The organism is Pseudomonas poae, from assembly GCA_028869255.1.
In the GTDB taxonomy this organism is placed as follows: Bacteria; Pseudomonadota; Gammaproteobacteria; order Pseudomonadales; family Pseudomonadaceae; genus Aquipseudomonas; species Aquipseudomonas poae_C.
Window position 1 is genome coordinate 3,637,991 of sequence record CP110972.1, and the last position, 18,102, is coordinate 3,656,092.

Annotated in this window: 18 protein-coding genes and 3 pseudogenes; 15 read left to right on the top strand and 6 right to left on the bottom strand. The window is 62.0% G+C overall.

Features of this window, described 5'->3' with window-relative positions:
• Nucleotides 1-20 precede the first annotated feature (20 nt).
• Nucleotides 21-908, top strand: coding sequence for a threonine/homoserine exporter RhtA (gene rhtA / locus LRS56_16265; protein WDU60454.1), 888 nt, complete (start codon nt 21-23; stop codon nt 906-908).
• Nucleotides 909-1,071: 163 nt separating this feature from the next.
• A complete protein-coding gene (locus LRS56_16270; GenBank protein WDU60455.1) occupies nt 1,072-1,353 on the top strand; it encodes a hypothetical protein in 282 nt (93 codons plus the stop codon).
• Nucleotides 1,354-1,486: 133 nt separating this feature from the next.
• On the opposite strand, the gene LRS56_16275 is transcribed toward LRS56_16270, so the two are convergent.
• From LRS56_16275 to LRS56_16285, 3 genes are all read right to left on the bottom strand, one after another.
• Nucleotides 1,487-3,295, bottom strand: a complete 1,809-nt coding sequence (locus LRS56_16275; protein WDU60456.1) for an aminopeptidase P family protein — start codon at nt 3,293-3,295, stop codon at nt 1,487-1,489.
• Nucleotides 3,296-3,323: 28 nt separating this feature from the next.
• On the bottom strand, nt 3,324-4,490 hold the full coding sequence (locus LRS56_16280; GenBank protein WDU60457.1) for an aminotransferase class V-fold PLP-dependent enzyme: 1,167 nt from the start codon (nt 4,488-4,490) through the stop codon (nt 3,324-3,326).
• A gap of 234 nt (nt 4,491-4,724) precedes the next feature.
• Nucleotides 4,725-4,994 carry a hypothetical protein gene (locus tag LRS56_16285; GenBank protein WDU60458.1) on the bottom strand — a complete coding sequence of 90 codons (270 nt, stop codon included), beginning with the start codon at nt 4,992-4,994 and terminating at the stop codon, nt 4,725-4,727.
• 411 nt (nt 4,995-5,405) lie between these two features.
• On the opposite strand from LRS56_16285, the gene msuE reads away from it, so the two are divergent.
• The 4 genes and pseudogenes from msuE (at nt 5,406) to LRS56_16305 (ending at nt 9,559) form a co-directional block, all read left to right on the top strand.
• The gene (msuE, locus tag LRS56_16290; GenBank protein ID WDU65763.1) at nt 5,406-5,957 is read left to right on the top strand and encodes an FMN reductase; all 552 of its coding nucleotides are present in this window, start codon (nt 5,406-5,408) and stop codon (nt 5,955-5,957) included.
• Nucleotides 5,958-5,966: 9 nt separating this feature from the next.
• The gene (gene ssuD, locus LRS56_16295) at nt 5,967-7,109 is read left to right on the top strand and encodes an FMNH2-dependent alkanesulfonate monooxygenase (protein ID WDU60459.1); all 1,143 of its coding nucleotides are present in this window, start codon (nt 5,967-5,969) and stop codon (nt 7,107-7,109) included.
• A gap of 184 nt (nt 7,110-7,293) precedes the next feature.
• Nucleotides 7,294-8,444 (top strand): annotated as a pseudogene (locus LRS56_16300) (acyl-CoA dehydrogenase family protein).
• Between the two features lie 11 nt (nt 8,445-8,455).
• A complete protein-coding gene (locus LRS56_16305) occupies nt 8,456-9,559 on the top strand; it encodes a sigma-54 dependent transcriptional regulator (protein ID WDU60460.1) in 1,104 nt (367 codons plus the stop codon).
• On the opposite strand, the gene LRS56_16310 is transcribed toward LRS56_16305, so the two are convergent.
• A complete protein-coding gene (locus tag LRS56_16310; GenBank protein ID WDU60461.1) occupies nt 9,548-9,913 on the bottom strand; it encodes an antibiotic biosynthesis monooxygenase in 366 nt (121 codons plus the stop codon). The two genes, LRS56_16305 and LRS56_16310, sit on opposite strands and share 12 nt — an antisense overlap.
• A gap of 100 nt (nt 9,914-10,013) precedes the next feature.
• On the opposite strand from LRS56_16310, the gene soxR reads away from it, so the two are divergent.
• From soxR to LRS56_16335, 5 genes and pseudogenes are all read left to right on the top strand, one after another.
• Entirely contained in the window at nt 10,014-10,463 is a 450-nt protein-coding gene (soxR, locus tag LRS56_16315) for a redox-sensitive transcriptional activator SoxR (GenBank protein ID WDU60462.1), read from the top strand.
• A 194-nt stretch (nt 10,464-10,657) separates the two neighbouring features.
• Nucleotides 10,658-11,533 carry an alpha/beta hydrolase gene (locus tag LRS56_16320; protein WDU60463.1) on the top strand — a complete coding sequence of 292 codons (876 nt, stop codon included), beginning with the start codon at nt 10,658-10,660 and terminating at the stop codon, nt 11,531-11,533.
• A gap of 96 nt (nt 11,534-11,629) precedes the next feature.
• Nucleotides 11,630-11,815, top strand: a pseudogene (locus LRS56_16325) (cation:dicarboxylase symporter family transporter).
• A gap of 28 nt (nt 11,816-11,843) precedes the next feature.
• Entirely contained in the window at nt 11,844-12,044 is a 201-nt protein-coding gene (locus tag LRS56_16330; GenBank protein ID WDU60464.1) for a cation:dicarboxylase symporter family transporter, read from the top strand.
• Nucleotides 12,045-12,122: 78 nt separating this feature from the next.
• Nucleotides 12,123-13,037, top strand: a complete 915-nt coding sequence (locus LRS56_16335) for a LysR substrate-binding domain-containing protein (GenBank protein ID WDU60465.1) — start codon at nt 12,123-12,125, stop codon at nt 13,035-13,037.
• 124 nt (nt 13,038-13,161) lie between these two features.
• Here the strand turns inward: LRS56_16335 and leuD are convergent, their stop codons facing one another.
• Both leuD and leuC read right to left on the bottom strand, forming a co-directional pair.
• Nucleotides 13,162-13,776: a 3-isopropylmalate dehydratase small subunit gene (gene leuD, locus LRS56_16340; protein WDU60466.1), complete on the bottom strand. Its 615-nt coding sequence runs from the start codon at nt 13,774-13,776 to the stop codon at nt 13,162-13,164.
• Entirely contained in the window at nt 13,773-15,191 is a 1,419-nt protein-coding gene (gene leuC, locus LRS56_16345; GenBank protein ID WDU60467.1) for a 3-isopropylmalate dehydratase large subunit, read from the bottom strand. Before leuC ends, leuD begins: the two co-directional genes overlap by 4 nt.
• 288 nt (nt 15,192-15,479) lie before the next feature.
• Here leuC and LRS56_16350 point away from each other — a divergent pair, with 288 nt between their 5' ends.
• From LRS56_16350 to LRS56_16365, 4 genes and pseudogenes are all read left to right on the top strand, one after another.
• Entirely contained in the window at nt 15,480-16,682 is a 1,203-nt protein-coding gene (locus LRS56_16350; protein ID WDU60468.1) for a PepSY domain-containing protein, read from the top strand.
• Nucleotides 16,679-17,218: a thiamine pyrophosphate-binding protein gene (locus LRS56_16355; protein WDU60469.1), complete on the top strand. Its 540-nt coding sequence runs from the start codon at nt 16,679-16,681 to the stop codon at nt 17,216-17,218. Before LRS56_16350 ends, LRS56_16355 begins: the two co-directional genes overlap by 4 nt.
• Nucleotides 17,215-17,544, top strand: a complete 330-nt coding sequence (locus LRS56_16360; protein WDU60470.1) for a hypothetical protein — start codon at nt 17,215-17,217, stop codon at nt 17,542-17,544. The genes LRS56_16355 and LRS56_16360 overlap by 4 nt, the downstream gene beginning before the upstream one ends.
• A pseudogene (locus tag LRS56_16365) lies at nt 17,541-18,100 on the top strand (DUF6162 family protein). Before LRS56_16360 ends, LRS56_16365 begins: the two are co-directional and overlap by 4 nt.
• Nucleotides 18,101-18,102: the final 2 nt, after the last annotated feature.

Consider the following 18,102-nt stretch of genomic DNA (forward strand, 5'->3'; position numbering starts at 1 on the left):
ACCTCGGACGAACACCTCCAATGACCACCTCCCCTCGCAGCCTGGCCTCGGCATTGTTTCCTGTCGGCCTGCTGTTGATCGCCATGGCCTCCATCCAGTCCGGCGCCTCGCTGGCCAAGAGCATGTTCCCTGTGGTCGGCGCCCAAGGCACCACCGCCCTGCGCCTGATTTTCGCCAGTGTGATCATGCTGCTTCTATTACGCCCATGGCGCGCCACGCTGACAGCCAAATCCCTGCGCACCGTGATCGTCTACGGGATGGCCCTGGGCGGCATGAACTTTCTCTTCTATATGTCATTGCGCAGCGTCCCTCTGGGCATTGCGGTCGCACTCGAGTTCACAGGGCCGCTCGCCGTAGCGATCTACGCCTCACGGCGGGCGGTAGACTTCCTGTGGATTGCGCTGGCAATCATCGGCTTGCTGTTGCTGATCCCCATCGGCGAAGCCAGCAGCGGTATCGACTTGCTCGGCGCGGCGTATGCACTGGGGGCTGGTGTCTGCTGGGCACTCTACATTCTGTACGGACAGAAGGCGGGTAACGACAACGGCGTGCAAACCGCTGCCCTCGGCGTGATGATCGCAGCCTTGTTTGTCGCGCCTATCGGCATCGTCCATGCGGGCGCTGCGCTGCTGAGCCCTGCCTTGATTCCCGTCGCAATTGGCGTTGCCATTTTGTCCACCGCCCTGCCCTACACCCTGGAGATGGTCGCGCTGACTCGCCTGCCCGCCCGCACTTTCGGCACCCTCATGAGCATCGAACCAGCGTTCGGCGCGCTCTCCGGGCTGCTGTTCCTGCACGAGCACTTGTCCCTGGCGCAATGGCTGGCCATCACCTGCATCATTCTGGCCTCCGTAGGCGCAACGGTAACGATGCGTAAAGAGTCAGCGCCACTGGTTCCAGCGGATTGAAGCATCTTTGAATGTAGCTCTGGTATTTGCCGCTCATTTAGGCCATGTTTAAGCTGCAAACGAATGTCATTCATGGAGATTTTCGCCAGGGAGAGCGCGAACGCTATACTCGAGAGCGAGTAGAGCCAGCTTCAAGCATGTGAAGCGGCTATTAAGGATAGGAATGAAGCGAATTTTGATACTGTTCATGGTCGTAGCTATTGCTGGCTGCGCGGCGACCACCAAGACAGAAGTGAAACGGGGCAAAAAAGGGCTGCATATCAACTGTTCCGGCCTGTCGTCCTCCTGGGATCAGTGCTACACCAGTGCAACCAATTCGTGTGGCGCCAAGGGCTACCGGGTTATCGCCAAGTCCGGTGACAATTCCGAGGAGCCAGGGGACTACCCCTTCGGCCTCAATCCTGCCGGCTACACCAGCCGCAGCATGATCGTCATCTGCAAGTAATCGCCCGAGCAGTCCGCTCCCCGGGTCAACACTTTATGTGCCAACCCATTCGGTGACGGCGCCCAATCGTCGGCAGTCGGCCCGGGTCAAGGCGTTCATGGCGCCCTGACCGAGGCGCCTGAACTGCAACCGATCAAATAGCCGCAGTGCGCAGCTGTAACCATTCAAGCGCCGCGCCAGTAAGCAGCGGGCTCAAGCGTTCACGCACTTCGGCGTGGTAGGCGTTGAACCACTCGCGCTCATCCGCCGTGAGCAGCGACGGCTCCAGGCAGCGGGTGTCGATCGGGCACAAGGTCAGGGTTTCGAACCTGAGGAACTCACCGAATTCGGTCTTGCCCGCCTCACGGTTCAACACCAGGTTTTCGATACGCACGCCCCAACGCCCGGGGCGATAAGTACCCGGTTCAATGGAAGTGATCATGCCCGGCTGCATCGCGGTTTGTGGTGCCGTGGCGGCCTGGTAGGCGATCACTTGCGGGCCTTCGTGCACATTGAGGAAATACCCTACGCCGTGCCCGGTACCGTGGCCGTAGTCCACGCCTTCAGCCCAAATCGGCGCACGCGCGATCGAATCCAGCAACGGCGACAGAATGCCCTTGGGGAACTGCGCACGGGACAAGGCAATGACACCCTTGAGCACCCGGGTGCAATCGCGTTTCTGTTCTTCACTCGGCGTACCGATGGGCACCATCCGCGTGATATCTGTGGTGCCGCCCAGGTACTGGCCACCCGAATCGATCAGCAGCAAACCATCGCCTTCGATCAGCGCATGCTCTTCTTCAGTGGCGTGGTAATGCGGCATCGCGCCATTGGCGTTGTACGCAGCAATGGTGTTGAAACTCAGCGACACATAACCCGGGCGACGGGTGCGCGCAGCGGTCAGGTGTTCGTCGATGGTCAGTTCGGTGATGCGCTCGCGCCCCAGGGCGCTGTCCAGCCAGGCGAAGAATTCGCACAATGCCGCGCCATCCTGTTCCATGGCCTGGCGGATATGCTCCGCGTCGGCCAGGCTCTTGCGCGATTTGGCCAGCGTGGTCGGGTTGAGCCCTTCGATCAGCTTGACCCCGGCATCGAGGTTTTCCAGCAAGCCCGCCGTCACACGGGCCGGGTCGACCTGCACGCTGGCCCCCGCCGGCACGGCGCGCAATGCATCGGCCACTTCACTGTAGTCGCGCAGGGTGACACCCTCCTGCTCCAGTACAGCCCGCAGCGCCGCATCGACTTTGCTCAGCGCCACAAACAAGGTGGCCTGCTGCTGATTGATCAAGGCAAAGGACACAAACACCGGGTTAAACGAAACGTCACCGCCGCGCAGGTTGAACAACCAGGCGATGTCATCCAGGGTGGCGATAAAATGCCAATCCGCGTTCTTCTCTTTCAAGCTGGCGCGCAGTGCGGCGAGCTTTTCGCCACGACTGACCGTGGCTTGCGGCGGCAGGTGTTGATAGATCGGTTGGTTCGGCAACGTTGGGCGGTCTTGCCAGACTTCATTCAGCAAGTCGATATCAGTACGCAGGCGTGCGCCGCGTTCCGCCAGCTTGCCGCCCAGGGTACGCGCCGAGGCCACGGCCATTACTGCGCCGTCCACCGCGACCACGCCGCCTTCAGGGGTTTGCTCGGCCAGCCACTCCAGCGGGCCGGGTTGGCCCGGTTGCAGTTTCACCAACTCGATGCCGCTGCCCTTGAGTTCCTTGGTCGCCTGTTCCCAGTAGCGGCTGTCGGCCCACACACCGGCGAAATCTGCGGTGACAATCAACGTTCCCACCGAGCCATGAAAACCCGACAACCATTGACGCCCCTGCCAGTAACCCGGCAAGTACTCGGACAAGTGCGGGTCGGCCGACGGCACCAGCAGGGCGTGAATGCCCTCGCGGCTCATCAGTTCACGGGTGTGCGCCAGGCGCTGGGGAACCGTTCCATGGGTCAAGGACTGCGTACTCATTGTGTCTCCTGCTAATCACCAATAATTATTATGTGTTGCTCGCCCAGAACGCGGGGGCACTGGCGAGTGCGGCCTTGATCAACTGCACGGCCTGGTCGATGTCCTGTTCGGTGGTAAAGCGGCCCAGGCTCAAGCGAATCGTGCGGCCGGCGCTGCGCGCATCATGGCCCAACGCGAGCAGCACGTGGGACGGCGCATTGCTGGCCGAGTTGCAGGCCGAGGTCGCGGAAAACGCGATGCCTGCGCTCAGCGCGGCGGGATTGAATTCGCCCTCGCCAAACGTGAGGCTGAGGGTGTGGGGGATGCGCTGGCTCGGGCTGCCATTGAGGCGTACTCCGCCCACTGCCTCCAGCTGGCTCAGCAACCGCTGACGCAACGCCACGATCACTGCCTTCTCCTCATTGAAAGCGGCCGCCGCCAGGGCGAACGCAGTGCCCATGCCCGCGATCTGGTGGGTCGCCAGGGTGCCGGAGCGCAAGCCGCCTTCATGGCCGCCGCCGTGAATCTGCGCCAACACTTTCTGCTGCGCCCGTGGCCCGACGTACAATGCGCCGATGCCCTTGGGGCCATACAGTTTGTGGGCGGAAAACGACATTAAATCCACCGGCCATTGTGCCAGGTCAATCGCCACCTTGCCCGCGCCCTGCGCCGCATCCACGTGCAGCAACGCACCGTGTTCACGCACACGGGCACCGATGGCCGGGATGTCATTCAGGGTGCCCAACTCGTTATTCACCAGCATCAGCGACACCAGGAACGTGTCCTCGCGCAAGGCTTGGCTCACCGCATCGGCGCTGATCAAGCCATCCGCATCCGGCACCAGATAGGTCACCGCCACACCGGCTTCCTGCAACTGCCGTGCAGTGTCCAGCGTGGCCTTGTGTTCGATCTGGCTGGTGATGATATGCCCACCCGTCACGCCCCGCGCCTGGAACACGCCCTTGATGGCCAGGTTGTTGGATTCTGTGGCACCGGAGGTCCAGACGATTTGCTCAGGGTGGGCACCAACCAGCTCGGCGACCTGGCGACGCGCCTGCTCGACCGTTTGCCGGGCCGCTTGGCCGAACGCGTGGGAGCTGGACGCGGGGTTACCGAAATTGGCGTTGAAGCCCAGACACTCGACCATCACCTGGATGACCCGCTCATCCACCGGGGTGGTGGCGGCGTAGTCGAAGTACAGCGGACGTTTATTCATGACAGTTAAGACTCGCAGAGCAGGTTCCCGAGAACAGCGTCTCAGGGGCATCGGCCGGAACAGAGGTCGTCAGGTTTACCGGATCGAATGCCATTAAAGAAGGACCACTTTATTTAAATGTGCGTAGGAACGCTCCTGAAATTGAGCTTAAGAGGCTGAAGTCACCCCATGGAAAACAAAAAGCCCGAGGTTCCTTAAGGGAATCCTCGGGCTTTTTTGCCGCTGGGCGCCGGCTCAACTGGGGCGGCCATGCAACATCACGCTGCGCTCGGCATTCATTTCGCCCTGGCGATCAAACCCAAACGGCTTCTGTGGCTGGCCGGTCAGTGCGGCGCGCTGCTGTTGGTATTCATCAAACGACAAGCCACGGCGGCTCAGTGCCTCCAGGGCCAACTGTTTGGTTTCTTCCGCCGTGTAGGGGCGCAATTCAGGTGCAGGATGAGTGGCACATCCGGCCAGCACAGCAGTGACGATCAGTAAGCAAACAGCGAGAAATCGGTTCATGGCGAAGGCTCTGCGAAGGAGGTTTTAAGTCAATGAACACAGGCTACTCCCGCCCCTTCGCAGTGAAAAATCACCTGCCTTGATAGTTGCTATCAACTATCGAGAGACCTCCGATAGGCCGCTCTTCATATTCACTTATGATCTATAAATATGGAAATACGTTCATTTACGGAATAAATGTAACCCTCTATAACTGGCTCCACATCTGACCGGTACTGTTCGCCACGCAACTGTTGCCCACGCAACAGCCATTCAACAAATCACCAGTCAGGCAACACCGGTTTTTTCAGCAGTGCAGCCGCAGCCCGGCCAATCAAGGGCTGCAGCCGTTGGTACAGCTCTTGCTCCACACCTTGCACCACACCTGCTAAGAACCCCTGTTGAAAAAGGAACTGTTCATGACCCGTCCCCCTGAATGTCGTTGCCCTCTCCGGCGGTACCTGGCGCCCGTCCCGTACCCTCGTGCTGACCCAAGCCGTGCTGGCCGAACTGGCCACCTTGCTGCCGATCCAGACCACCCTGATCGAACTGGGCGATATTGCCCGGCCATTGGGCGGCGCATTGTCACGCGATGAGTTGCCCGCCGAGGTCGAAGCGCAACTGTTGGCCATTGAACAGGCCGACCTGCTGATCGTCGCCGCGCCGGTCTATCGCGGCTCCTACCCTGGCCTGCTCAAGCACCTGTTCGACCTGGTCGACCTCAACGCGCTGATCAACACACCGGTATTGCTCGCAGCCACCGGCGGCAGTGAACGCCATGCGCTGGTCCTCGATCACCAGCTGCGCCCACTGTTCAGTTTCTTCCAGGCCCTGACGTTGCCGATCGGTGTGTACGCCACCGAGGCCGACTTCACCGATTACCAAATAACCAGTGAGTTATTGAAAGCCCGTATTCAACTGGCGGCAGAACGCGCGGCACCTTTATTTGCCGCGCACTCCCCCTCTCTGCTGAAAATCGCTTAAGGATTTGTCATGGATGTTTTCTGGTTTTTGCCGACGCATGGCGACGGTCACTACCTGGGCACCAACCAAGGTGCACGGCCGGTCACCCTCAACTATCTGAAACAAGTTGCCCAGGCGGCTGACAACCTGGGTTACTTCGGCGTGCTGATTCCTACCGGGCGCTCGTGCGAAGACTCCTGGGTGATCGCTTCGGCACTGGTGCCGCTCACCGAGCGCCTGCGTTACCTGGTGGCAATTCGCCCGGGGATTATCTCGCCCACCGTCTCCGCACGCATGGCGGCCACTCTGGATCGCCTGTCCAATGGCCGCTTGCTGATCAACGTGGTCACCGGTGGCGACCCGGACGAAAACCGTGGCGATGGCAGCTTCCTCGACCACAGCGAACGCTATGAAGTCTCCGACGAATTCCTACGTATCTGGCGCCGCGTGTTGCAGGGCGAATCCGTGGATTTCGAAGGCAAACACCTGCGTGTGCAAAATGCCAAGGCACTTTACCCACCGGTGCAGAAGCCTTATCCGCCACTGTACTTCGGCGGTTCCTCCGACGCCGCCCACGACCTCGCCGCCGAACAAGTGGACGTGTACCTGACCTGGGGCGAGCCGCCGGCCGCCGTTGCCGAAAAGCTTGCGGATGTACGCGAACGCGCCGCTCGCCACGGGCGCACCGTGAAGTTCGGCATCCGCCTGCATGTGATCGTGCGTGAAACCGAAGAAGACGCCTGGAAAGCCGCCGACAAACTGATCGAGCACATCAGCGACGAAACCATCGCTGCCGCGCAAAAATCCTTCTCGCGTTTTGACTCCGAAGGCCAGCGCCGCATGGCCGCCCTGCACGACGGGCGCCGCGACAACCTGCAAATCGCCCCCAACCTGTGGGCCGGTGTCGGCCTGGTGCGTGGCGGCGCCGGCACCGCGCTGGTGGGCAACCCGCAGCAAGTGGCCGAGCGCATCAAGGAATACGCGGACCTGGGGATAGAGAGCTTCATCTTCTCCGGCTACCCGCACTTGGAAGAAGCCTATCGCTTTGCCGAACTGGTGTTCCCGCTGCTGCCGGAACCCTACGCGAGCCTTGCCGGGCGCGGCATCACCAACCTCACTGGCCCGTTTGGCGAAATGATTGCCAACGATGTACTGCCGACGACAAAGGCCTGAGTGCAGTGAGATCGGCTTTATGTGGGAGCGGGCTTGCTCGCGAAAGCAGTGTGTCAGGCGACAAGCCAATTGACTGAACTGACGCCTTCGCGAGCAAGCCCGCTCCCACATTCAGCCTTCATTGCCAACTAGACATTGAGGAACCCCGCGTGACAGCCAAACCCCACAGCGTCCTGCCCTCCCCCTGCAGACCGCCAAACTGCTGGCCGCCGAATTTGCGCTCACCGCCGTCGAACGCGACGAGCGCGGCGGCACCCAAAAGCCGAACGTGACGCCCTGCGCCAGAGCGGCCTGCTGGCCCTGAGCATTCCCACCCAGTACGGCGGCCTCGGCGCACGCTGGAGCGACACCCTGGGCATCGTGCGCGAATTTGCCAAGGTCGACAGCTCCATCGCCCACGTCTTCGGTTTTCACCACTTGATGCTCGCCACCGTGCGCCTGTTTGCGCGCCCGGACCAATGGCAACCCTGGTTCGAACAGACCGCACGCAAAAACTGGTTCTGGGGCAATGCCCTCAACCCGCTGGACACGCGCACCGTGGTCAAGGACTTCGGTGGCTGGCGCGAGTTCTCCGGCAAGAAGAGCTTCTGCTCCGGCGCCAGCGACTCGGAAATGCTGATCGCCTCGGCCGTGGATGAAAGCGCCGGCGGCAAGCTGCTGATCGCCGCTATCCCGAGCGGACGCAGCGGCATCACCCTGCACAACGACTGGAATAATATCGGCCAGCGCCAGACCGACAGCGGCAGCGCCAGCTTTGAGCGGGTGCGTGTCGAGGAGTCGGAATTGCTGCTCGACCCGGGCCCGCTGAGCACGCCGTTCGCGTGCCTGCGCCCGTTGATCGCCCAGCTGACCTTCACGCACATGTTCCTCGGCATTGCCGAAGGCGCCTTCGAGGAAGCGCGCAACTACACCCTGACCGAGACCCGTTCCTGGCACAAATCCTCGGCCATCGAGGTGCGCGAGGACCCGTACGTGCTGCATCACTATGGCGAGTTCTGGGTTGCGCTGGAAGGCGTGCGCCTGCTGGTGGAACGCGCCGCCGAGCTGCTCGACCAGGCGTGGGCCAAAGGCCCCAACCTCAGCGAAAACGAGCGCGGCCAACTGGCCATCGCCATCGCCACCGCCAAGGTTGCCGCCACCCGCCAGGGCCTGGACCTGTGCAGCCGTTTTTTTGAAGTCACCGGCGCACGCTCAACCCATGCTTCGCTGCGCCTGGATCGCCATTGGCGCAACCTGCGCACGCAAACCCTGCACGACCCGGTGGACTACAAACTCCACGAACTGGGGGACTGGGCGTTGAACCAGTCCCTGCCGATCCCGACGTTCTACTCCTGAGAGAGGTGCCCATGCAGCTTTTAACCTTACCGCCCTCGCCCGCCCTTGCGACCTCGATCCGCGCCACCGCCCAGGTCTTCGAAGACCCGAAATCCCAGGCGCTGCTCGACCACATCCAGCAAGTGGCGCCGAGCGAAGCCAGTGTGCTGATCATCGGCGAGACCGGCACCGGTAAAGAGCTGGTGGCGCGCCATATTCATAACCTCAGCGCCCGGCGCAACCGGCCGTTCGTGGCGGTGAACTGCGGGGCGTTCTCCGAATCCCTGGTCGAAGCCGAGCTGTTCGGCCATGAAAAAGGCGCGTTTACCGGCGCCCTCAGCGCCAAGGCGGGCTGGTTCGAGGAGGCCGACGGCGGCACTTTGTTCCTGGATGAGATCGGCGATCTGCCGATGGCCATCCAGGTCAAATTGCTGCGCGTGCTACAGGAGCGCGAAGTGGTGCGCCTGGGCTCGCGCAAGAGTATTCCGATTGATGTGCGGGTATTGGCCGCGACCAACGTGCAATTGGAAAAAGCCATCAACGCCGGGCATTTCCGCGAAGACCTCTACTACCGCCTCGATGTGGTCAGCCTGGAACTCAGCCCGCTGCGCGAGCGCCCCGGCGATATCCTGCCGCTGACCCGGCACTTTATCGAAGCCTACAGCCAGCGCCTCGGTTACGGCCCGATCACCATCAGCCGCGAGGCCGAACACAAGCTCAAGAGCTACAGCTGGCCGGGCAATATCCGCGAGCTGGAAAACGTGATTCACCACACCCTGCTGATCTGCCGTAACGGCGTGATCGAGCGCGATGATTTGCGCCTGTCGAACATGCGCATCGAGCGTCAGGACGATAGCCCACACGGCACCGACCACAGCGCCGAGGCATTGCTGGCACGCGCCTTTCAAAAGCTGTTCGAAGAGCAGGCCGGCGCCCTGCATGAAAAGGTCGAAGATGCCTTATTGCGCGCCGCCTACCGCTTCAGCCATTACAACCAGGTGCACACCGCCAACCTGCTGGGCCTGAGCCGCAACGTCACACGTACCCGGCTGATCAAGATCGGCGAGCTGGCGGTGAACAAGCGCCGCCCCGGCGAAAACGTGCAAGGCGAGCGGATGCTGCACCTATCCATTTAGGCGGCAGTGCAGCGCGTTGTCATGGCTGCGCTCGAAACTGCGCAGCACCTGAAACGAACCGAAGGTCACGGCCGTGGCCTGGTGGGCGCGGATCAGCGTCCAGAAATCTTCCTCGCCATGCTCAAAGCATTTAAAGGCCGCCTCGCCATCCTCGCGGGAGCGCCATTGCAGGTAATTGAGCACCCGCCGCCCATCTTCGCTGACCTGCACGCTCGCATTGATAAAGCCGCCGTGGCGCTGGGCCAGGCGTTCGCTTTGGATGGACAAGGCCGCCACCAGGGCGACCTGCTGCCGGGGCTCGATCTGAAATTCGATCAATTGAGTGAAGCTGCGATTCTTCTCTGATACCTGCATGAACACTCCCCTTTCTCTGTAGGCAGAATCTTGCGATTCGATGCCCGGCAGGGTAAAACCTCTAGTTAAGTCAAGGTCAAGCACTTAATCGGAGCCGTTTATGCTCAACAAGGAACTCACCGTCGGCCAACTCGCGGCGCGCAGCGGTGTGGCCGTTACGGCCCTACATTTCTACGAAACCAAGGGGCTGATCAAGAGCAATCGCAATGCCGGCAACCAGCGGCGCTATCCACGGGATGTGTTGCGGCGCGTGGTGGTGATCAAAATCGCCCAGCGTTTGGGGATTCCGTTGGCGACAATTGGTGAGGCGTTGCAGACGTTGCCGGACGGCCGCACGCCGACCACTCAAGACTGGGAACGTTTGTCGGCGTTGTGGCGTGAGGACCTGGATGAGCGCATCAATAAACTGATGCTGCTGCGCGACAAGCTCAGTGGTTGTATTGGTTGTGGGTGTCTGTCGCTGGAGGCGTGCCCGCTGCGCAATCAGGATGATCAGCTCGGCGAGCACGGGCCAGGCGCGCAGTTGCTGGAGCCCACTACACACTCCTGACCTGCAAACCCGATCACTGTAGGAGCTGGCTAGCCTGCGATGCGGGCACCTCGGTCCATCAGCCAGACCACGGTGATGCCATCGCAGGCAAGCCAGCTCCTACACACTTCATGAACACCCCCTACACGCTTTCCCCCTTGCCGCGAACGCCATGTGATTCCACGATGCAGGCAATCATCACAAGGAGTCATTCCATGTTCGCCGGATTCCAAAAAGACCAGTGCCACGTCAACGGCGTGGACATCAGCTACCGCAAAGGCGGTACCGGTCCCGGTCTGCTCCTGCTGCACGGGCACCCGCAAACCCATGTCATCTGGCACAAAGTCGCCGAGCAACTGGCCGAACACTTCACCGTGGTCGCCGCCGACCTGCGCGGTTATGGCGACAGCAGCAAGCCGCCAGCCAATGACCACCACACCAACTACTCAAAACGCGAAATGGCCCGGGACGCCTTCGAACTGATGAAGGCCCTGGGTTTCGAGCAGTTCTCGGTGCTCGCTCACGACCGTGGGGCCCGCGTGGCGCATCGCCTGGCGCTGGACCACCGGCAGGCCGTGCAGCGCATGGTGTTGCTGGATATCGCGCCGACCCTGTCGATGTACGCGCAAACCGACGAAGCCTTTGCCCGTGCCTACTGGCACTGGTTCTTCCTGATCCGCCCGGCCCCGCTGCCCGAAGCCCTGATCGAGAGCAACCCCGAGCTGTACCTGCGCAGCGTGATGGGCAGCCGCAGCGCTGGGCTCAAGCCGTTCACCGACGAAGCCTTCGCCGAATACCTGCGCTGCCTGAAACTGCCGGGCGCCGCCACGGGCCTCTGCGAGGATTACCGTGCTGCCGCCGGTATCGACCTTGAGCACGACCAGGCGGATATCGACGCCGGTAACCACCTGAACCTGCCGCTGCTGGTGATGTGGGGCGCCGAAGGCACCGTCGGGCGCTGTTTCGAGCCGCTCAAGGAATGGCAGAAAGTCGCCACCGACGTGCGTGGCAAGGCTCTGCCCGCCGGCCATTACATCGCCGAAGAAGCCCCTGACCTGTTGCTGAGCGAAGTCCTGACCTTCCTTCGCTGAGCCCTATCAACCGCTGACCTGAGCGCCCCGCCTCACTGGCTTGAAAAAGCCTGTGACGGGGCAACTTTGCCCAAAAACCGCTTCGAGATAATAACAATGACACTCCGAAAACTGCTGGGAACCCTGTATATCCAGGTGCTCATTGCCATCGCGCTGGGTGTGTTGATCGGCCACGTATGGCCGCAAATCGGTATCGACCTCAAACCGCTGGGCGATGGGTTTATCAAGCTGATCAAGATGATCATCGGCCCGATCATCTTCTGCACCGTGGTCTGCGGCATCACCAGCATGCACGATGTGAAACATCTCCATGCTGTTCGGGGTCGGCCTGGTGATGATCGGTGAAAAAGGCCGGCCACTGGTGGGGGTGATCAACCCGGCCAGCGAGGTGTTCCTCAGCATCGTCGGCATTATCAGCCGGGTGGTGCCCATTGGTGCTTTGGGTGCCATCGCCCTCAAGCGCGGCCGCGACGCCCGGGCTGCGGCGCAGGCCAAGATCGCTGCCGCGTAAATGGCAAAACCCGCGCGTGCCGGAAGGTGCGCCCAACCGGTGCTATTCTGGCGGCTCACGCCGCCACGCCTGTTTGTGATGACTAACAAGAAAGATACCGTGCCCCTACCCGAAGACCTGCGGGTGTTCCTGACCGTGATCCGCAAGGCCGGCTTCGCTGCCGCCGCCGATGAGCTGGGGTTGTCGCCTGCGTATGTGAGCAAGCGCATCCAGATCCTCGAGACCACCCTGGCCACCCGCCTGCTGCACCGCACCAGCCGGCGCATCGCCCTGACCGAAGACGGTGAACGGGTGCAGCGCTGGGCCGTGCGTATCCTGGAAGACTTCCAGCAACTTTGCGATGAACTCTCAGACGCCCACGATAGCCCGCGTGGGCACCTGCACCTGTGCAGCACGTTCGGCTTTGGCCGCAACCATGTGGCACCGGCCCTGTCGCTACTGGCCGAGCAGTACCCGGAGCTGGAAATCCGCCTGGACCTGTTCGACCGCGTGGTGGATATCGTCAGCGAAGGTTTCGACCTGGAAATTCGCGTGGGCGATGACATCCCCGGCCAGCACATCGGCCGGCGCCTGGTGAGCAATCGCCGGGTGCTGTGCGCGGCGCCGGCGTACCTGCAGCGCCGGGGTACGCCGCAGCAACTGAGCGACCTGGAGCAGCATGATTGCCTGGTGCTCAAGGAGCGCGACAACGCGTTTGGTATCTGGAACCTGGAACGCGACGGCGCCCAGGAAAGCGTGCGCGTGCGCGGGCCGCTGTCGTCGAACAATGGCGAGATTGTGTTGCAGTGGGCATTGGATGGGCGCGGGGTGTTGCTGCGCTCGATGTGGGACGTAAAACCGCTGCTGGAACAGGGCAAGCTGGTGCAGGTGCTGCACGGCTATACCCAGAGCGCGAACGTGTGGGCGGTGTACCCGACACGGTTGGCGTACTCCGGGAAGCTGAGGGCGTGCGTGGAGTTTTTGCAGGAGCATTTCAAGGGCTTGTCGATTTAAATCTGCACACCCAATCGAGTGTGGGAGCGGGCTTGCCTGCGATGGCGGAGGGTCAGCCTGTATCTCTGTCACTGATATACCGCTATCGCAGGCAAGCCAGCTCCCACACTTGAATTACATTTCTTCAGTTAAGCCAGGGGTTGGCTTGCAGGTGCTGGCGTTCGAAGGCTTTGATCTGCTCGCTGCGCTGCAAGGTGCTGCCAATCGCATCCAGGCCCAGCAACAGCGCGGTCTTGCGCAAGTTATCAATCTGGAACGCAATCACCTGACCCTCCGCCAAACGAATCTCCTGCTGTTGCAGGTCGACACTGATCTGCGCGTGTTCCGGCTGGCTGACCGTCTGCCCCAGCGTGTGCAGCACGGCCTCGTCCAGGGTGATCAACAACACCCCATTACGCTGGCAGTTGTCATAGAAAATCCCGGCAAAGCTGCTGCCGATCAGGGCGCGAATACCCATCTGTTTGAGGCCCCACACCGCATGCTCACGGCTCGACCCACAGCCGAAGTTCGGCCCCACCACCATAAAACTCGCGCCCTGCCAGGCGGGCTGGTTCAGCACGAAGCCGGGGTTGGGTTCGCCGCTGGGCAAAAAGCGCAGGTCAAAGAACAGCCCACGGTCCAGGCCGCTGCGGTCGATGCCCTTGAGAAACTGCTTGGGCATGATCACGTCGGTGTCGATATTCGCCGCCAGCATCGGGGCGGCCTTGCCGGTGACCAGGGTGAACGGTTGCAGGCTCATGGGCGGTCTCCAAAGTGGCGAATATCGGTCAGGCGGCCGGTGATGGCGGCGGCCGCGACCATCGCCGGGCTCATCAGGTGGGTGCGCGCACCGGCGCCCTGGCGGCCTTCGAAATTGCGGTTGGTGCTGGAGGCGCAGCGGTCGCCGGGGGCCAGCACATCGTCGTTCATCGCCAGGCACATCGAGCAGCCCGACTGGCGCCATTCAAAACCGGCGTCGATAAAGATCGCCGCCAGCCCTTCGGCCTCGGCCTGGTCGCGCACTTCGGTGGAGCCCGGCACGATCATCGCCCGTACATGCTGCGCCACGTGTTTGCCGCGTACCACGCTGGCGGCGTCACGCAGGTCTTCGATGCGCGCATTGGTGCAGGAACCGATAAAGGCGTGGCTGATCACGATGTCGCTCAGCGGCATGCCTGCTTCCAGCCCCATATAGTTGAGGGCGCGGCGCATGTCCTGGCGCAGGATCAGGTCGCTGATGTCCTGCGGGTCCGGCACGCGGGCGCCGATGGGCGCGGCCTGGTCGGGGCTGGTACCCCAGGTGACCATGGGCTCCAGGGCGCCGGCGTCAAGCTGCACTTCCTGGTCGAACACAGCGTCGGCGTCCGAATACAATTGGCGCCAGCTCACCAGCGCCTGCTCCCACAATTCACCCGTCGGTGCGCGGGGTTTGCCCTTGAGGTAGGCGAAGACTTTGTCGTCCGGGGCCATGAATGCACCACGCGCGCCCGCTTCCACCGCCATGTTGCAGATGGTCATGCGCGCCTCGACGCTCAACGCATTGATGGTCGAGCCGCGAAACTCGATGGCATAGCCGGTCGCACCGGACGCGCCGATCTTGCCGATCAGCGCCATGATCACGTCCTTGGAGGTCAAGCCCTTGGCCAGCGCGCCCTGGACCGTTACGCGCATCGTTTTCAGGCGTTTGTACACAAGGGTCTGCGAAGCCAGCAGGTGTTCGATTTCCGACGTGCCGATACCAAACCCGAAAGCGCCCAGGGCACCGTAGGTGGTGGTGTGGCTGTCACCGGCGGCAATCACCATGCCCGGCAGGATAAAGCCCTGCTCCGGGGCGATCACATGCTCAATGCCCTGGCGCTTGTCGAGGATATCGAGCAGCTCGATGCCGAAATCCCGACAGTTTTCCGCCAGGTACGACACTTGCCGCGCACCACCCGCATCGGGCATCGCCGCACTGCGCTGGGGGGTGGTGGGGTTGACATGGTCGACCACCGCCAACGCAGTGCCGGGGCGCCATACGCCACGCCTGGCCTCGCGCAGGCCGCTGAATGCCTGGGGGCTGGTGTATTCGTTGATCACCTGGCGGTCTATATAAAGCAGCACATGGCCCTGGTCATCCAGGGGGCACACCGTGTGCGAGTCGATGTGTTTGTCGTAGAGGGTTCTGGCAGTCATTTTTCCTGGGCTCACTTCTGTTGGCGCTGACTCAACGGCATAGCCCCATCCTACGCAGCCACCCAGCCCCATCAATGCCGCCTCGGTGATGGCTTGGAACATGTTTCGTGTTCGATCCAGGCACTAAAACCTTGTGAATGTGAATCTGAAACATTTACTTGCATGTTTGGCTTAGGGATTTTCGATTCTCATCCGTCTTAACTTAGATACAGCCTGTCGCGTCAGCAAAAGCTACGACTGGCCTTTTCCGGGCCTCCATCGCCCCCTCCGATCAAGACCCTCATTCACATGTCGAAGAAGTCACGCTCCAAACTCTGGTTTCTCGTACATAGCTGGCTGGCCTTGCCCATCTGGTTTTTTGTACTGATCGTCTGTGTCACCGGCACCCTGGCGGTGGTCAGCCAGGAAATCGTCTGGCTGGCCAACCCGGATATCCGTGCGAGCAAGCCTTCGGATGATGCCGAACCGCTGAGCTTCGACCAGGTAATCAGCACCATCAAGCGCGCCGAACCCCAGGTGATCGTGCAGTCGATCATCCGCCCGGATGAATCGCACTTTGCGCTCAGTGTCGACCTCAGCTACCCCGATGGGCGCTCTGTGGAGGTTTACGTCAACCCCTACACCGGCGTGATCCAGGGCATCAGCCCGTCCTTCAACTTCAAGCAATTTACCCGCGCCCTGCACGGCTGGTGGCTGGTGCCGTTCACCAATGGCTTCAGTTGGGGCTGGTACCTGGTGTCGGCGCTCGGCTTGCCGTTGCTGGCGTCGCTGGTGACCGGGCTGGTGGTGTACAAGCGTTTCTGGAAAGGCTTCTTCAAGCCGACCCTGCGCATTCGCCACGGCGCACGGATCTTCTGGGGCGACTTCCACCGCCTGAGCGGCATCTGGTCGATCTGGTTTATCGCGGTCATTTCCATCACCGGCACCTGGTTCCTGATCCAGGCGATCCTCGGCGATAACCAGATTTCAATTTCCAGCGAGCCCATCGTGCCGGTGATTGCGCGGGAGAAAGTACCGACGTCCGCCCCCGGCGTGCCGGCACCGATGATCCCCCTCGACGAAGCAATCAAAATCGCCACCCAGCGCATCCCCGGGCTGGACGCCACCTTTGTGTTCCTGCCGCTCAATGCGTACAGTCACTTGCAGATTGGTGGGCGCGGTTGGTACCCGCTGATGTTCCAGACGGCGCAGCTCAACCCGTATAACGGCGAAATAGCCGTGTCGCACTTGCTGTCCGACCGCACCACGCTGGAGTTCGTCACCGAATCCATGCGCCCGCTGCACACCGGTGACTTTGGCGGTTTGTGGATCAAGCTGATCTGGGCGTTCTTCGGCCTGGTGCTGAGCATGATGGTCCTGAGCGGCCTGTTGATCTGGACCAAGCGCACGGCCCTGGCCACGCTCCATGCCCTCAAACGCGAAGCCAAGACGCACCGTCAGCCCGCGTCCCTCCCCGCCATGCAGGCTGAAACCTCGGAGGCCAATCAATGAGCAAGGTCGCTGCCGCTACACCGCCTTCGCCGCTGCGGGCCTTTTGGCTGAAATGGCGGTTCCACATCAATATTCTGCTGTTGCTGGTGCCCCTGGGCTTTATGCCCAAATATTTTGCCGACGCCGCACTGTTTCGCGGTGACACCGGTATCGGCGAGCGCGTAGCCGGCGATGTGCAGGTCGGCCCCTGGAGCCTGAAGCTCGCCGAGTTCCGCAACGAGGGCCCGCGCCCGGACCCGGCCGGCCCGATGAAATTCTTCAACGCCGCCCTGTGCGAAACCTGCGCCGAACAGGTCAAGGCCACTTACCTGCGTATCGGCAAACCGCGCAGCCTGCGCGCCGCCGGGGTGATCTTCTTCGGCACGCCGTATCGCATGGGCGCCGCCCTGCCCGTGCCGGAACGCACGCCCGTCGACGCCGAAATATGGGTCACCATGGAAGGCTGGGACGGCACGATGCACCAGGGTTCCATCCCGCTGAGCCAGGCCTCGCCTGCCACCATTGCCTGGCTGAACAAGCAAGGAGTTAAACCATGACTTTGACGCGTCTTTCCCGTGTCTGCATTGCGCTGCTGCTGGGCGCCGGCTTCAGTACCACTGCCCTGGGCCACAACCCGATGTGCGAGTGCAAGGAAATCGCCGGCGAGCAGATCCAGTGCACCGGCGGTTTCTCCGACGGCAGCGGCGCCCCCGGCGTGACGCTGGATGTGATCGGCTATGACGAAACCATCCTGCTGCCCGGCAAGCTGGGCCAGGATTCGACCCTGACCTTCAAGAAACCCTCGGCCGAGTTCTATGTGCTGTTTGACGCAGGCCCGGGGCACGTGGTTGAAATCGACCAAGCGGATATCCAGCCTCAATGAGTACGACACAGGTTGTACGCCCCGCCGGTGCCGGGCACGAAACCCTCTACGTGCTGCTGCTGTGCCTGATCATCCTGGCGGTGGCCGGTACGGTAGTGGCGCTGCACGGCGAGTCCCAGGAAGTGACTGCGGTGCCCAGCCACCAGTTGGACGCCCGCCGCGACCTCAGCGCCGCCGAGCAAGGTATCTATGCCGACCTGCGGGTGACCCTGGATGAAATCCAGCTGCTGCAGGCCGAGCAAAATGCGCTGCCCACGCCCGAGCAACTGGCCGAAGAAGGCTTTGCGCCCTTCGCCAGGACGCCAGCTCGGTCAGCCGTGGCGATCATCGCTGGCAGTTGCTGGCGCCCTCGGCCTACCTGGGTTTGAGCCGCACGCCCGGCACCAGCGGCTCGTTGCTGATGCGCGTGCACGGCACCGAGCCGGATATCTGGCTCAACCGCCAGGCCGACCTTGCCGCCCCTTCCGACCTCACTGACCAGGCGCTGATCGCAGCCGGCTGGCAGCAGGTGGTCGCGCAATTCGATGCCGGCGTCACCCGCCAGCACCGTCACTGAAC

Coding starts and splice junctions, on each gene's coding strand:
- rhtA (WDU60454.1), top strand. CDS start 21: ATGACCACCTCCCCTCGCAGCCTGGCCTCGGCATTGTTTCCTGTCGGC.
- LRS56_16270 (WDU60455.1), top strand. CDS start 1,072: ATGAAGCGAATTTTGATACTGTTCATGGTCGTAGCTATTGCTGGCTGC.
- LRS56_16275 (WDU60456.1), bottom strand. CDS start 3,295: ATGAGTACGCAGTCCTTGACCCATGGAACGGTTCCCCAGCGCCTGGCG.
- LRS56_16280 (WDU60457.1), bottom strand. CDS start 4,490: ATGAATAAACGTCCGCTGTACTTCGACTACGCCGCCACCACCCCGGTG.
- LRS56_16285 (WDU60458.1), bottom strand. CDS start 4,994: ATGAACCGATTTCTCGCTGTTTGCTTACTGATCGTCACTGCTGTGCTG.
- ssuD (WDU60459.1), top strand. CDS start 5,967: ATGGATGTTTTCTGGTTTTTGCCGACGCATGGCGACGGTCACTACCTG.
- LRS56_16305 (WDU60460.1), top strand. CDS start 8,456: ATGCAGCTTTTAACCTTACCGCCCTCGCCCGCCCTTGCGACCTCGATC.
- LRS56_16310 (WDU60461.1), bottom strand. CDS start 9,913: ATGCAGGTATCAGAGAAGAATCGCAGCTTCACTCAATTGATCGAATTT.
- soxR (WDU60462.1), top strand. CDS start 10,014: ATGCTCAACAAGGAACTCACCGTCGGCCAACTCGCGGCGCGCAGCGGT.
- LRS56_16320 (WDU60463.1), top strand. CDS start 10,658: ATGTTCGCCGGATTCCAAAAAGACCAGTGCCACGTCAACGGCGTGGAC.
- LRS56_16330 (WDU60464.1), top strand. CDS start 11,844: ATGCTGTTCGGGGTCGGCCTGGTGATGATCGGTGAAAAAGGCCGGCCA.
- LRS56_16335 (WDU60465.1), top strand. CDS start 12,123: ATGACTAACAAGAAAGATACCGTGCCCCTACCCGAAGACCTGCGGGTG.
- leuD (WDU60466.1), bottom strand. CDS start 13,776: ATGAGCCTGCAACCGTTCACCCTGGTCACCGGCAAGGCCGCCCCGATG.
- leuC (WDU60467.1), bottom strand. CDS start 15,191: ATGACTGCCAGAACCCTCTACGACAAACACATCGACTCGCACACGGTG.
- LRS56_16350 (WDU60468.1), top strand. CDS start 15,480: ATGTCGAAGAAGTCACGCTCCAAACTCTGGTTTCTCGTACATAGCTGG.
- LRS56_16355 (WDU60469.1), top strand. CDS start 16,679: ATGAGCAAGGTCGCTGCCGCTACACCGCCTTCGCCGCTGCGGGCCTTT.
- LRS56_16360 (WDU60470.1), top strand. CDS start 17,215: ATGACTTTGACGCGTCTTTCCCGTGTCTGCATTGCGCTGCTGCTGGGC.